Origin of the sequence: Cupriavidus sp. 2SB (genome assembly GCF_005503625.1) — a bacterium.
Classification (GTDB): Bacteria; Pseudomonadota; Gammaproteobacteria; order Burkholderiales; family Burkholderiaceae; genus Cupriavidus.
In genome coordinates this window covers 44,437-58,465 of the sequence record NZ_SCMX01000019.1, presented here as the reverse complement: position 1 = coordinate 58,465, position 14,029 = coordinate 44,437, and the positions used below count along the sequence as shown (strand labels likewise).

Genomic DNA, 14,029 nt, shown 5'->3' with positions numbered 1-14,029 from the left:
CGCGAACGTCAGCATCAGTTGCCGTTGCGCGGCTGGTGCTCGCGGTGCGTTGCCCAGGTGCAGAATTCGCGCGGGCGCTGGCGTGACGGTATGGCATCGCAGTCATGCACGAGCGCGGCAAACTGCGCGGCCTCGTCGCCCTGATAGTAGAAGCGCAATCGCTCCATCCATAGCCGGGCACGCTCCTGCTCGCCGGCCAGTGCCAGCAGCCAGGCTGTGCGGCGAATCATCGTCGGCGTAGGCAGCAGGTGCAACGCCGCCATGTGCCCGGGCAACAGCGTCCGGGCGTTGGCGGCGGTGATCGCGGTCCGTTCGGACACATCGGACGCTGCATGCTGGCGGAACCACCAGCGCGGCATCGGCAAGTTATCTCGGTGCGCGTCGCTGGCATACTCGCGCGTCTCCACACGCTTGTAGTCCTGCCACATCGTCGCCAACACGACTCCCGACACGACCACGAACACTGCGCTTATCAGCCATCCGGCCTGGCGTGGCATGCGTCCACCGAAGCCCGCTGGTTCGAGCCAGGCGAGCATGAAGCAGAACGGCAGGAAGAAGTAGAGATAGTGCAGCGGGTACTCGAGCATCGAATGCGCCGCGAGCATTGCCAGCCAGACCAACACAGGTGCTGCAGCGGCACGAGCCTCCGCCGACCCTTGCCAGATCCGCGCGCGCCAGACACGCCAGAGCCACGCCGCCAGCACCAGCGCCACGCCAGCCGTGCCCGCCGCGCCCGTCTTGGCCATCAGGTCAAGGACCGCGTTGTGGGCATGCAGCGACATCTCGGCCACCACGCGCACCTGCGCCGCCTCCTGGAACTGGACCCAGCCAAATTCACCATAGCCCACGCCAAACAAAGGATGGTCGCGGAACATCGCCAGTGCCTGCGCCCACAATGCGCCACGCGCCGACATCTGGTTGCCGGCCTGGATTTGCGCGACGGTATCGAATAGCTGCCAGTCGAACGCACGTCCCGCTTCCTTGATGCCAGCCTGCATCGCGAGGCTTCCCACGACCAGGATCATGGCTGCGGCGATGAGTCCGGGCGCGCGATGCATCGGGCTGGAGCCGCGTGGCGTACCGCGTGCCATCGCCGCCGCAATCAGTGCATAGCCCGCGGCAAGTCCCACGTGAACCAGGCCCGTCCGCGATCCGGACAGCGCGATGCCGCTTTCAAGCAACAACGTCGCCACCAGCCAGCTCGGGAATTGGAGCCAGCCACGCGTAGCCAGCCAGATCGCCGCCACAAGCGCCAGGCCCTGAATCGTCGCCTGATGGTTCGGCTGGTTCAGGTTGCCCCACAGCCGGCGGTTCGCGGGATAGAAGTATTCGGAGACGAGTCCGAACATCTGGTCCTCCATGCGGAAGACCTGCACCCACTGCGCAAGCGTGCCAAGCAACCCCGCCACGAGCAGCGCGATAGCCAGTGCATCGACGATGCTGGCCCGACGCTCCGTGGACATCCCTCGCCCGAACTGCCATGCAGCGATCATGAGCGCCGCGCCAAGCGCCAGCACCAGCTGCGTCGTCAGCCGGCTGCCTGTGATATCGGCCATGCCCATGGCAGCCTGCGCGATCGTCACCCCGATCAGCCATAGCGGCAGCCACACAATCCACGGCAAGGCCCCACGCACACGCGGCAAGCCATCGTCCACGCGCTTCATCGCCAGCACGATCACCAGCAATACGCCAAGCGCAGCTGCAGTCCATTCGCCGTAGAACGTGGACAGCGGCAGCGTGTGCTTCGAGACAAGCAGGGGAACAGTGAACGCGACGACAATCATCGCCGCCGGGATCGTGGCTTTCTGTGCCGGCATGCGGACCAGTGGGGGAAGAAAGAAGAGGCGCCATGATAGCGCGGGAGGGGGGAGGAAGGGCAAACGCCCGGCTGGGCCGGGCGTTAAGTGAGGGGACGATACCGATTTCGATTTAGCTGCGGCGAGCTGACGCCTACTTCGTCGCCTCACAATCCCGTGACAGGAGCGATTTGACAGCATTCGACGTGCAAGCCCAAGTCACCGATCCTTGGTTCGCATTGCCCATGGTCAGTGTTACGGTCTTACCTAACAACCCCTTCGCGACCTTAGCGTCTTTGAACGTGGCCTTGATAGTACAGCCGCCTGCATCAGTGACGTCGCCACCTAGCGTCACACTCGCAACGTAGGTTCCGTTGATATCAGATGCCTTCGGGATGCCATCAACCGCCGCGGTCGCATTAGCCGGACAAGTTCCGTTGTGGGAGAAATACTCGGTGACCTGGGGCTTCTGGCCCGACGCCAGGCTAAGCGCCTCGCCAAACTGTGCGCGCGCAATGTAATCCTGATACTGCGGCACGGCGAACGCAGCCAAAATGCCGACGATCGCCACCACGATCATCAGCTCGATCAGCGTGAAGCCGCGCTGCGCGCGTTGCCGCAGGGACAATGGCCGGCGCGATGGCGAGTGGACAGGCTGGATAGTGTCGAACTTGCTTTCCATGAATGACCCTTTTCGTTTGTTGTGAAATGTCATGCACTGCCGCTTGGCTCAACTTCACGCGGCAAAGCACAAGGGGCATGATCGGCGCACGATTCGCGTCTGTAACTGACCCAAGACAATCCCAATTCGCTTACTGAAAAAGTCCGGAAACTCGCAAAACCGTGATGGATAAGACTTGTCTTTTTTGGCAGGCACGCTGGGCCCAGCCCAGACTGTCTGGACTCATCAAGGGACACAGTCCGCAGTATTCGGAAGATTCCTACGCTCTCCTTACTCGCGCGTTTTCATCACCGCCATGCGGACGAGTCCTGCGCCCCTCCTTGCTGATGTCAAACGGATCCGGCTACTCGACCCGTCTGAAAATTCGCAGAAGTCCGAGGAGGAGATGCCGTACGGTCCGACACGAAAACGGGAGCACAAAAACAAAACGGGCGACCCCTTGCGGGTCGCCCGTTTCACAAGGCTTTTTGGCTCGCGATGTTTCGTGCGATATCAGGCAGGCTGCGCGTTGCGACGCTGCAACAGCTTGCCGACCAGCACCACCAGCACCGCGCCAGCGATGCCGAACACAAGGTGGGCGTGCGGTACGTGCACTTCGAACCAGGCGGCATCCACCGGATCGCTGACCAGCATTTCGCCAGCCAGGTAGCCCAGCAGCGCGGCGCCCAGCACGATGATGATCGGGAAGCGCTCCATCACCTTCAGCAGCAGCGTGCTACCGAAGACAATCAGCGGAATCGACAGACCCAGGCCGATGATCAGCAGCATCAGCTGGCTGCCTTCCGGGCCCTTCTGCGCGGCGGCAGCCACTGCCACCACGTTGTCCAGCGACATGACCAGGTCGGCGATCAGGATGGTGCGGATCGCGGCCCAGATGTTGTCCTTGGCGTCATGGCCGTCTTCGCCGTCGTCGCCCGTCAGCAGTTGCACGCCGATGTAGACCAGCAGCACGGCGCCGACGATCTTCAGGTACGGCAGGCTCAGCAGCTTCACTGCGGCCACGGTCAGTACCACCCGCATGATGATGGCGGCGGCGCTACCCCAGAAAATGGCCTTCTTCTGCTGGGCAGGGGGCAGGTTGCGCGATGCGAGCGCGATCACCACGGCGTTATCGCCCGACAGGACGATGTTGGTCAGGATGATCGAACCCAGCGCAAGCCAGAACGTGCTGCTGGACAACAATTCCACGGCAAGACTCCTCGAATTTCAAAGTTATGTTCCGTGCCCACGGCGGACAGGTCGATGATCGGACCAGCCTCGGCCACTGCGGACATTCGGATGTCTGAGATATCAGACATGAAGATTTATCGCACGAACCTTTCGATTCGGTTTCAATGACAACGCTGTAATGTTGGGATATACCCCTATGACACGCATCGCCAGAATGACGTTGCCCCCGCCAGCAACGGCGGGGGCAACGTTTGCAGCCATCATGCCGCCCCGATCACACCGATCAAGGCAATATGTGGCAGCGAGAGATCACCCCACCGCATGCGTCTGATTCGGCACATGCGGCACGGCGTCATCGGTATGGCTTACAGCATTGCCTTCAGCAGGCGCGCCATTTCCGACGGGTTCTTGGTCACGGTGATGCCGCAGGATTCCATGATTTCCAGCTTGGCCTGTGCCGTATCGGCACCGCCCGAGATCAGCGCGCCGGCGTGGCCCATGCGCTTGCCCGGAGGCGCGGTCACGCCAGCGATGAAGCCAACCACCGGCTTCTTCATGTTTTCCTTGATCCAGTAAGCCGCGTTGGCTTCGTCCGGACCACCGATTTCACCGATCATGACCACGGCGTCCGTATCCGGATCGTCGTTGAACATCTTCATCACGTCGATGTGCTTCAGACCGTTGATCGGGTCGCCGCCGATACCGACAGCCGACGACTGGCCCAGGCCCAACGCGGTCAGCTGGCCCACGGCTTCGTACGTCAGCGTGCCCGAGCGCGACACCACGCCGATGCGGCCCTTGCGGTGGATGTGACCCGGCATGATGCCGATCTTGATTTCGTCCGGCGTGATCAGGCCCGGGCAGTTCGGTCCCAGCAGCAGGGTCTTCTTGTTCTGCTTACGCATCTTGTCCTTGACTTCCATCATGTCGCGGACGGGGATGCCTTCGGTAATGCAGACCACCAGATCCAGGTCGGCGTCGACGGCTTCCCAGATGGCGGCAGCAGCGCCTGCGGGCGGCACGTAGATGACGGACACCGTGGCACCCGTCTGCTCCTTGGCGTCCTTGACGCTGGCGTAGATGGGAATGCCTTCGAAGTCTTCGCCGGCCTTCTTCGGGTTCACGCCGGCAACGAACGCGTTCTTGCCGTTGGCATAGTCACGGCAGCCACGGGTGTGGAACTGTCCGGTCTTGCCGGTGATACCCTGGGTGATGACCTTCGTGTCCTTGTTGATCAGAATGCTCATTTGCTAGTCCTTTTAGTCGTCCCGCCCGGCCCGTCGTTCACGCTGGCCTGACGGCAACGCAGTTGTCCTTACTTGCCAGCGGCAGCGGCCACGACCTTCTGGGCAGCTTCTTCCATCGTGTCAGCCGAAATGATCGGCAGACCGGATTCGGCCAGCATCTTCTTGCCCAGGTCTTCGTTCGTGCCCTTCATGCGGACGACCAGCGGCACGCCCAGCTGAACAGCCTTCGAGGCCGAGATCACGCCTTCGGCGATCACGTCGCAGCGCATGATGCCGCCGAAGATGTTCACCAGGATGGCTTCTACGTTCGGGTTCTTCAGCATCAGCTTGAAGGCTTCAGTCACCTTCTCGGTCGTGGCACCACCGCCCACGTCCAGGAAGTTGGCCGGCTCGCCGCCGAACAGCTTGATGGTGTCCATCGTGGCCATGGCCAGGCCGGCGCCGTTCACCAGGCAGCCGATGTTGCCGTCGAGCGAGATGTAGGCCAGGTCGAACTTCGAGGCTTCGATTTCGTTGGCGTCTTCTTCGTCCAAGTCACGGTACGCAACGATTTCCGGGTGACGGAACAGTGCGTTCGAGTCGAAGTTGAACTTGGCGTCCAGAGCGATGACCTTGCCGTCGCCGGTCAGGATCAGCGGGTTGATTTCGGCCAGCGAAGCGTCGGTGTCCCAGAACGCCTTGTACAGACCTTGCAGTGCCTGGCGGGCCTGCGGCACGCTTGCGTCGGGCACGCCGATCTTGCGGGCGATGTCGTCTGCGTCCGAATCCTTCAGGCCTTCAGCCGGATCCACCAGCAGCGTGTGGATCTTTTCCGGGCTGTGGGCAGCCACTTCCTCGATGTCCATGCCGCCTTCGCTCGATGCCATCAGGGCCACCTTCTGCGACACGCGGTCCACGACCAGCGAAACGTACAGTTCCTTCTTGATGTCCGCGCCTTCTTCGATCAGCAGGCGATTGACCTTCTTGCCTTCCGGGCCGGTCTGGTGCGTCACCAGGGTCATGCCCAGGATGTTCGTGGCGTAGGTCTTGACGTCCTCGATGCTCTTGGCCACCTTCACGCCGCCGCCCTTGCCGCGGCCGCCTGCGTGGATCTGTGCCTTGACGACCCACACCGGGCCGCCGAGCTGTTCAGCCGCCTTCAGGGCCTCTTCGACCGAGAAAGCCGGGATGCCGCGCGGAACCGGCACATTGTATTTGCGCAGGATTTCCTTGCCTTGGTACTCATGGATATTCATGCGTGTTTCCTTTCGGGTAGGCGTAAAGGGATGGGAAAAATTTGGAATCGAAGGGCTTTCGCCTGTTCCTGAGCCGACCGTGACGGTCAGCCCGACGTACCGTTGGGCCGGTGGACCTGGGTCTCCCCCCCACCTGATGCCGAGGCATCGGCGCGTGACGCGCTCTGGGGGGACGACGCCACGGCGCCGGCTCTCGGTTTCGGCTGGTGACCATACCAGCGCGGGTAAAACTTGCGAACCACCTCGCCCTCGAAATGCAAGGCGTGACAGCCATGAAGCTGCATCGGCGGTTCGGGATTGGGATCGGTGCCGTCACCCTCGCCGTCGCGAATCTTGAAGACGTCGCCGGCGAAAGCCTGAATAGCGGTGGTCGGCAGCACGCCGGCCAGTTCCGTGAGATGGCTGCAACCCGCCACGCTGCCGAGCCGCTCGCGCACCGCCTTGCGGAACCCCTTCATGAGGTTCAGGCCGATCAACTGACGATAGGCGGGACCAATGGTGTCGCAGTGCGTCGGATAAGGCACCCAATCGGAACATGCCTCGGCATCGACAATATTCAGGCGCAGATCCACGGTGACGCGTAGCCACAGGTCGTGCAGCGGCTGGCCTTCGGGACGGATGCGATTGCCGGCCAGCTCGATGTCGCGCGGCTTGGTGTCGGTCAGGCGTGCTTCGATGTCCCACAGGCCGTCTTCCCGCAAATACGCCTCAGCCGTGATGGCACGGCGGTGACGCATGGCTCGATTGACGGGCGGGGAAAGCGGCATGACACCAGGGGCTGACGCGGCAGGCTGTTGTGGCAGAAATGGGGGGCGAAATTCGCGGTGGACTCCGTGGCCCGGACTACCTGGCACTCGGTCTGGCCACTCCTTGAATCTTCAACGAATCGGCCGGACGGCCGCCTTGGGCCGGAGAACTCGTGGAGTTTAACATGCCGAACCGCTTTGACCCGGAACATCCTGCGCGACAGACTGTCCGGCGTCGATTGTTGCATCGACAAAGCCGGCAAACCCGCCCCACACAAGGGAATCCGCCGCGCGGCGCGTTTCGGCGCTGCGTTGCACCAGTGGTACGACAACCGCCTTGACGTCCGCACAAATACCCCTTATGCGTACGCAGGTATGCAGGTGGCTACTCCTCGGCGTTTTCATCCCCTTCAGGGAAGTCGTCCTCGGCCCCGCGCAGGATCTTTCCGATCACCGTCCGCGAGAATCCGCGTGCCATCATGAAGCGGATCTGCTTGGCCCGCGCTTCCGGGGAGTCGGGTGGCGTGCCGAAGCGTTTGCGCCAAACCTCGGTCGCTCGCTCCAGTTCCGTATCACGCAATCGATCCTGCAGGTCGCGTAGCTGGTCGCCGCCCAGTTGGTGGGTCTTCGCTTCCTGCATGACGCGCGCGCTGCCGTATCGGGCGGCTCGCCGATGTACGAGGCTGTCGACGAACCGATCATTGGAGAGCCAGTTCTCGCGCTCCAGCGCATCCAGCAAAGCCTCTACCTGTTCGGCCGACTCGGCGTGCGGCGCCAACTTGCGAGCCAGTTCAACCCGACTGTGCTCACGACGTGACAGGTAGCCCACGGCACGGGCCTTGAGGGATAGCGGGGGACGGGGCATCGATACGGCTTGGCTTGGGTAAAACAGTCATCAGGACACATCAGAAACAAAAAAGCCGCCGCACAACCATGCGACGGCTTTCCTGCTGTCTTGCTGCAATCGGCCGGCTTAACCTTCGATTTCGGCCGGCGCCGTGGCGCCGTTGGTCAGTGCCACGCCCAGCGCCGCACGGACCTTGTTCTCGATCTCGTTGGCGATATCGGGGTTCTCGCGCAGGTATTCGCGAGCGTTGTCCTTGCCCTGACCGATCTTCTCGCCGTTGTAGCTGTACCAGGCACCCGACTTCTCGACGATCTTCGCGTCCACGCCGAGGTCGATGATTTCGCCCTGGCGCGAGATGCCCTGGCCGTACAGGATGTCGAAGAATGCCTCGCGGAACGGTGGCGAAACCTTGTTCTTGACCACCTTGACCTTGGTTTCGTTGCCGATGACCTCGTCGCCCTTCTTGATCGAGCCGATACGGCGGATGTCCAGACGCACCGAGGCGTAAAACTTCAGCGCGTTACCGCCAGTGGTGGTTTCAGGCGAACCAAACATCACACCGATCTTCATGCGGATCTGGTTGATGAAGATCACCAGGCAGTTCGTACGCTTGATGGTGCCGGTCAGCTTGCGCAGCGCCTGGCTCATCAGGCGGGCCTGCAGGCCGGGCAGCGAATCGCCCATTTCGCCTTCGATTTCGGCCTTCGGCACCAATGCGGCCACCGAGTCGATCACGATCAGGTCGATCGAGCCCGAGCGCACCAGCGCATCGGTGATTTCCAGGGCTTGCTCTCCGGTATCCGGCTGCGAAATCAGCAGGTTGCCGACGTCGACGCCGAGTTTGCCCGCGTACTGCACATCCAGCGCGTGTTCCGCGTCGATAAACGCGCAGGTGCCGCCCAGCTTCTGCATCTCGGCCACAACCTGCAGCGTCAGCGTGGTCTTGCCCGACGATTCCGGGCCATAGATTTCCACCACACGGCCGCGCGGCAGGCCACCGACACCCAGCGCGATGTCCAGGCCCAGCGAGCCGGTGGACACCACCTGGATATCCTGCTCCACGTCGCCGTCGCCCAGGCGCATGATCGAGCCTTTGCCGAACTGCTTCTCGATCTGGGAGAGCGCGGCGGCAAGCGCCTTCTGCTTCTCAGCGCTCACGCCGGCGCCGGCCTTCTTGTCGTCCATGGTCGTCCTTCAGTTCAATAGGTAGCAATTGGTGTATAAATAGGCCGCATGCGGCGCGGCGCCTGATTTTCAAGACTTTTCCGATTGATATCGGAGGAGTTTGAACCCTTTGGCGCCCTGCTCGGCCCCGCGCCCCTCCCTTTCGGAGACCGGACGCGGAATGTCGAGTACTGTATAAAAAAACAGTATGCTTGGCAAGCCCCTCCGGTACCGCAGCCGGTGGCCGGCGATGCCAGGCCATAAAAAGCTGGACAAGGGTGGAGACAACCATGCGGATTCTGATCGCCGAAGACGACGATGTACTGGCCGACGGCCTCACTCGCTCCCTGCGCCAGTCGGGCTATGCAGTGGATCATGTCGCCAATGGCGTGGAAGCCGATTCGGCGCTGTCCACGCAGACTTTCGACCTGCTGATCCTGGACCTGGGCCTGCCCCGCATGCCCGGCCTGGAGGTGCTCAAGCGGCTGCGCACGCGCGGCGCCATGCTGCCGGTGCTGATCCTGACTGCTGCCGATGGCGTGGACGAGCGCGTGAAGGGATTGGACCTCGGCGCCGACGACTACATGGCCAAGCCGTTCGCGCTGTCCGAACTGGAGGCGCGCGTGCGGGCGCTGGTGCGGCGCGGTGCCGGCGGCGGCGCCACGCTGATGCGCCATGGGCCGCTGGCCTTCGACCAGGTGGGCCGCATCGCCTATCTCAACGAGCAGATGCTGGACCTCTCCGCGCGCGAGATCGGCCTGCTGGAGATCCTGCTCACGCGTAGCGGGCGGCTGGTCTCGAAGGAGCAACTCGTCGACCATCTCTGCGAATGGGGCGAGGAAGTCAGCAACAATGCCATCGAAGTCTACGTACACCGCCTGCGCAAAAAGATCGAGGTGGGTGGCATCCGCATCGCCACAGTACGCGGGCTGGGCTACTGCCTCGAAAAATTCCAGCCGGCGCTGGCCGCTCATGATTGACCTGGCTGACGCAGCGCGTATGAGGCATGCATGAGCCGTTTGAGTCTGCTGCGATTGCCGTGGCGACGCCAGGCCGCCGACGGCGCCACCCGCAAGCCCGAACCGGCCCACCCGACACTGGCGGATGCCGCCGCCGATGACGCGGCGCTGGCCGACGCTTTGCCTCACCTCGAGGAAACCTCCGCGCATCCCGCGCCGCGCTCGCTGTTCGGTGAGATCCTCGACTGGATGCTGGCACCGCTGCTGCTGCTCTGGCCGATGAGCATCGCGGTCACGTACCTTGTAGCCAAGTCCATCGCCAACGGGCCATTCGACCGTGCGCTCGAAGCCAGCGCCATCGTGCTCTCGCAGCAGGTGCGCGAAGTGAATGGCCGCGTGACGCTGCAACTGCCGCTCTCGGCGCGCGAGATCCTGCGCGCGGACGAGACCGACAACATCTATTACCAGGTGGTGGGCCGGCGCGGTGAATACGTGGCCGGCGATCACGACCTGCCGCTGCCGCCCGAAGACGAACAGGGCCACGCTGGCCTGGTGTCGATGCGCGACGATCGCGTGGCAGGCAACGACGTGCGTGTGGCCTATACCTACGTCGATCTCAAGAACGTTGGCGGTCCGCAGCACGTGCTGATACAGGTGGCCGAAACGCTCGACAAGCGCGCACGGCTGGCCAATGAAATCATCAAGGGTGTGATCCTGCCGCAGTTCGTGATCCTGCCGCTTGCCGTGGTGCTGGTGTGGTTCGGCCTCTCGCGCGGACTCGCGCCGCTCACGGCGATCCAGCAGCGCATCCGCGCGCGCAATCCCGGTGACACAAGCCCCATCGATGAACGCGCCGCGCCTCAGGAAATCACACCACTGGTGGCATCGTTCAACGGACTGCTCGCGCAACTCGACCAGTCCGTGCAGACGCAGAAGCGTTTCATTGCCGATGCCGCGCACCAGATGAAGACGCCGCTCGCGGGGCTGCGCATGCAGGCCGAACTGGCGCAGCGCGAGCAGTCGCCCGAAGAGTTGCGGCGCTCGCTCGCGCAGATCGCCGGCAGTTCGGAACGCACGGCGCACCTCGTCACGCAGTTGCTGTCTCTCGCACGAATGGAGAACCTCGCTGGCGCCGGTGGCATGGTGCCGCTGGACCTGGCCGCACTCGCGCGCGACGTGGTGAAGGATTGGCTGCCGCAGGCATGGGCGCGCCGCATCGACCTGGGCCTGGAAGCCGACGAGCACGCGGTGCTCATCACCGGCAACCGGCTCATGCTGACCGAGATGCTGAACAACCTGCTCGACAACGCCATCCGCTACACGCCTGCCGGTGGCCACGCCACGGTACGCGTGACCACCGATGCGTTCGAGCCCTTCGCGTATCTCGATGTGGAAGACACCGGCCCTGGCATCGCGCCGGCCGAACGCGAACGCGTGATGGAGCGTTTCTACCGCGTGCTGGGCACCAATACCGAAGGCAGTGGCCTCGGACTGGCCATCGTGCGCGAGATCGTGCAGCAGCATGGCGGCGAGGTAACGATCGACGACCACGTGTATCAAACATCGCCACGGCTGGCCGGCACGCGGCTGCGCATCACGCTGCGCCGTACGCCGTCAGAGGAAGCGCTCGCATGAAAAAGCCACCGCGTGACAGGATGACGCCGCTCGAACGCAGGTCGTGGCGCCACAACGTGCGCTGGATCGTCGGGTTGCTGGCCGTATGGTTTGTCATGACGTTCGGCGTGAGCTGGTTCGCGCGCGAACTGCGCTTCGACTTCATGGGCTGGCCATTCTCGTACTGGATGGGCGCGCAGGGGGCACTGATCCTCTACGTGTTGATGGCCGCGCTCTACGCCTGGCGCATGAATCGGGCCGATGACGCATTGCATGAGCGTGAGCGCATCGAGGCAGAGGTCCGCGCGGCGTCAGTTGCATCGCCCTCGCCAGCGCCCGCCGTTCCTGACAAACCCCGCTCGGCGGATCTGCCCTCCGTGTAAGGGTTTTCGCGAACCGCCGCACGCCATGCTGCAGAGCAAGAGCGCGTTTGCGCGCAGTGCCATGCGGCACGCGCGGGAATCGCCCCGCATCGCAGCAAATTCGCCCGTTGCCGGTGGCTCGCGCCGAGTAGCGTATACCCCGACGCATTCCGCGGCGTTTGCAGAACTTCTGTCAGAACGCAGTAAGTTTCGCCTCCCACAATCGTTCCAGCTTTGGTGTATGGGCCGGCACGCGCATATGGCATGGCCCGGCACCAGGGACCATTTCGACGGAACGACGTCAAACGGAGGAGACAATAAATGGCAAACGCGCAAAACGTGGGGACGGTATCGTCCGCCAGCAATGCGCCGATGACGAAGGAAGAGAAAAAGGTCATTATGGCCTCTTCCCTCGGCACGGTTTTCGAGTGGTACGACTTTTACCTGTACGGTTCGCTGGCGGCCATCATCGCCAAGCAGTTCTTCGCGGGCCTGGACCCGACCTCGGCATTCATCTTCGCGCTGCTGGCATTCGCTGCGGGCTTCATCGTGCGACCGTTCGGCGCGCTGGTGTTCGGCCGCCTGGGTGACATGATCGGCCGCAAGTACACGTTCCTCGTCACGATCCTGATCATGGGCGTGTCGACGTTCGTCGTCGGCCTGCTGCCCGGCTATGCCACCATCGGCTGGGCGGCCCCGATCATCCTGATCCTGCTGCGCATGCTGCAGGGCCTGGCACTCGGCGGCGAGTACGGCGGCGCGGCTACCTACGTGGCCGAGCACGCTCCGCACGGCAAGCGCGGCGCCTACACCGCGTGGATCCAGACCACTGCGACGATGGGCCTGTTCCTGTCGCTGATCGTGATCCTGCTGTGCCGCGAACTGACGGGTCCGGCATTCGAAGTCTGGGGCTGGCGCATTCCGTTCCTGCTCTCGATCCTGCTGCTGGCCGTGTCGGTGTACATCCGCCTGTCCATGAGCGAATCGCCGGCCTTCCAGAAGATGAAGGCCGAGGGCAAGACCTCGAAGGCACCGCTGACCGAAGCCTTCGGCCAATGGCGTAACCTGAAGATCGTGATCCTGGCGCTGGTGGGCCTGACCGCCGGCCAGGCCGTGGTCTGGTACACGGGCCAGTTCTACGCGCTGTTCTTCCTGACCCAGGTGCTCAAGGTAGATGCCAAGACGGCCAACCTGCTGATTGCCGGCGCCCTGGTGATCGGCACGCCGTTCTTCATCTTCTTCGGCTCCCTGTCGGACAAGATCGGCCGCAAGTGGATCATCATGCTCGGTTGCGCACTGGCCGTGTGCACGTACTTCCCGCTGTTCAAGGCGCTGACGCACTACGCCAACCCGGCACTGGAACGCGCCCAGCAGTCGGCACAGATCGTGGTGACGGCAGACCCGAAGACCTGCTCGTTCCAGGGTAGCCCGATTGCCCGCGAGATCGACTTCCGCAGCTCGTGCGACATCGTCAAGCGTACGCTTGCCCAGGCATCGGCCAGCTACGAGGTGGTGGAAGCACCGGCCGGCACGGTGGCCTCGGTCAAGATCGGCGACAAGGAAATCAAGTCCTTCGACGCCAACGTGGCCGGTGGCGCGTTCGACGACGCCAGCAAGAAGCAGATCGCGGAGTTCAAGAAGGCGGTTGGCAGCGAGATGACCTCGCACGGCTACCCGACCAAGGCGGACCCCGCGCAGATGAACACGATCATGGTGCTGGTGATCCTGGTCATCCTGGTGATCTACGTGACCATGGTCTACGGACCTATCGCGGCCATGCTGGTGGAAATGTTCCCCACCCGCATCCGCTACTCGTCGATGTCCCTGCCGTACCACATCGGTAACGGCTGGTTCGGCGGCCTGCTCCCCACCATCTCCTTCGCGCTGGTGGCGCAGAACGGCAACATCTACTACGGCCTCTGGTACCCGATCGTCATCGCGGCCATCACCTTCGTGGTCGGCGCGCTGTTCGTCCGCGAGACCAAGGACGTGGATATCTACGCCAACGACTGACGGCTGGTAGTGGACGCAGAAGATTTATCGGAGGGACCGGTAACCCTCGCTCAGGATGGCTGGCCAACCAGGCCAGCCGCTCCTTCCAGGCAGACCTTCGGGTCTGCCATTTTTTTGGGCAGCTTTCCGGCCACCTGCCGAAGCTTGCAGAAAGTTGTCATGAAGGTGTTGACAGGTGCCAATCCAACGGTATA

12 protein-coding genes are annotated in these 14,029 nt (G+C 63.1%); 4 read left to right on the top strand and 8 right to left on the bottom strand.

Going from position 1 to position 14,029, the window contains the following annotated elements:
• Positions 1-14: 14 nt before the first annotated feature.
• The 8 genes from FFS21_RS11570 to recA form a co-directional block, all read right to left on the bottom strand.
• Positions 15-1,817, bottom strand: a complete 1,803-nt coding sequence (locus tag FFS21_RS11570; RefSeq protein ID WP_137924985.1) for a PglL family O-oligosaccharyltransferase — start codon at positions 1,815-1,817, stop codon at positions 15-17.
• 133 nt (positions 1,818-1,950) lie between these two features.
• Complete coding sequence (locus FFS21_RS11565) at positions 1,951-2,478, bottom strand: pilin (protein ID WP_137924984.1); 528 nt, start codon at positions 2,476-2,478, stop codon at positions 1,951-1,953.
• Positions 2,479-2,970: 492 nt separating this feature from the next.
• A complete protein-coding gene (locus FFS21_RS11560; RefSeq protein ID WP_137924983.1) occupies positions 2,971-3,666 on the bottom strand; it encodes a TerC family protein in 696 nt (231 codons plus the stop codon).
• A 347-nt stretch (positions 3,667-4,013) separates the two neighbouring features.
• Positions 4,014-4,895 (bottom strand): succinate--CoA ligase subunit alpha, encoded by an 882-nt coding sequence (sucD, locus tag FFS21_RS11555; protein ID WP_130391006.1) that lies wholly within the window; start codon positions 4,893-4,895, stop codon positions 4,014-4,016.
• A 68-nt stretch (positions 4,896-4,963) separates the two neighbouring features.
• Positions 4,964-6,130: an ADP-forming succinate--CoA ligase subunit beta gene (sucC, locus tag FFS21_RS11550; protein ID WP_130391007.1), complete on the bottom strand. Its 1,167-nt coding sequence runs from the start codon at positions 6,128-6,130 to the stop codon at positions 4,964-4,966.
• Positions 6,131-6,216: 86 nt separating this feature from the next.
• Positions 6,217-6,897, bottom strand: coding sequence for a DUF2889 domain-containing protein (locus tag FFS21_RS11545; RefSeq protein ID WP_137924982.1), 681 nt, complete (start codon positions 6,895-6,897; stop codon positions 6,217-6,219).
• Positions 6,898-7,261: 364 nt separating this feature from the next.
• The gene (gene recX / locus FFS21_RS11540; RefSeq protein WP_137924981.1) at positions 7,262-7,741 is read right to left on the bottom strand and encodes a recombination regulator RecX; all 480 of its coding nucleotides are present in this window, start codon (positions 7,739-7,741) and stop codon (positions 7,262-7,264) included.
• 108 nt (positions 7,742-7,849) lie between these two features.
• A complete protein-coding gene (gene recA, locus FFS21_RS11535; protein ID WP_137924980.1) occupies positions 7,850-8,908 on the bottom strand; it encodes a recombinase RecA in 1,059 nt (352 codons plus the stop codon).
• A 269-nt stretch (positions 8,909-9,177) separates the two neighbouring features.
• On the opposite strand from recA, the gene FFS21_RS11530 reads away from it, so the two are divergent.
• The 4 genes from FFS21_RS11530 to FFS21_RS11515 all read left to right on the top strand — a co-directional run bounded on the left by FFS21_RS11530 (position 9,178) and on the right by FFS21_RS11515 (position 13,835).
• Positions 9,178-9,867 carry a response regulator gene (locus FFS21_RS11530; RefSeq protein WP_137924979.1) on the top strand — a complete coding sequence of 230 codons (690 nt, stop codon included), beginning with the start codon at positions 9,178-9,180 and terminating at the stop codon, positions 9,865-9,867.
• Between the two features lie 39 nt (positions 9,868-9,906).
• Entirely contained in the window at positions 9,907-11,481 is a 1,575-nt protein-coding gene (locus tag FFS21_RS11525; RefSeq protein ID WP_137925015.1) for a sensor histidine kinase, read from the top strand.
• Positions 11,478-11,843 carry a DUF4212 domain-containing protein gene (locus FFS21_RS11520; RefSeq protein WP_137924978.1) on the top strand — a complete coding sequence of 122 codons (366 nt, stop codon included), beginning with the start codon at positions 11,478-11,480 and terminating at the stop codon, positions 11,841-11,843. Before FFS21_RS11525 ends, FFS21_RS11520 begins: the two co-directional genes overlap by 4 nt.
• 300 nt (positions 11,844-12,143) lie before the next feature.
• On the top strand, positions 12,144-13,835 hold the full coding sequence (locus tag FFS21_RS11515; RefSeq protein ID WP_137924977.1) for an MFS transporter: 1,692 nt from the start codon (positions 12,144-12,146) through the stop codon (positions 13,833-13,835).
• The last annotated feature ends 194 nt before the right edge of the window (positions 13,836-14,029 follow it).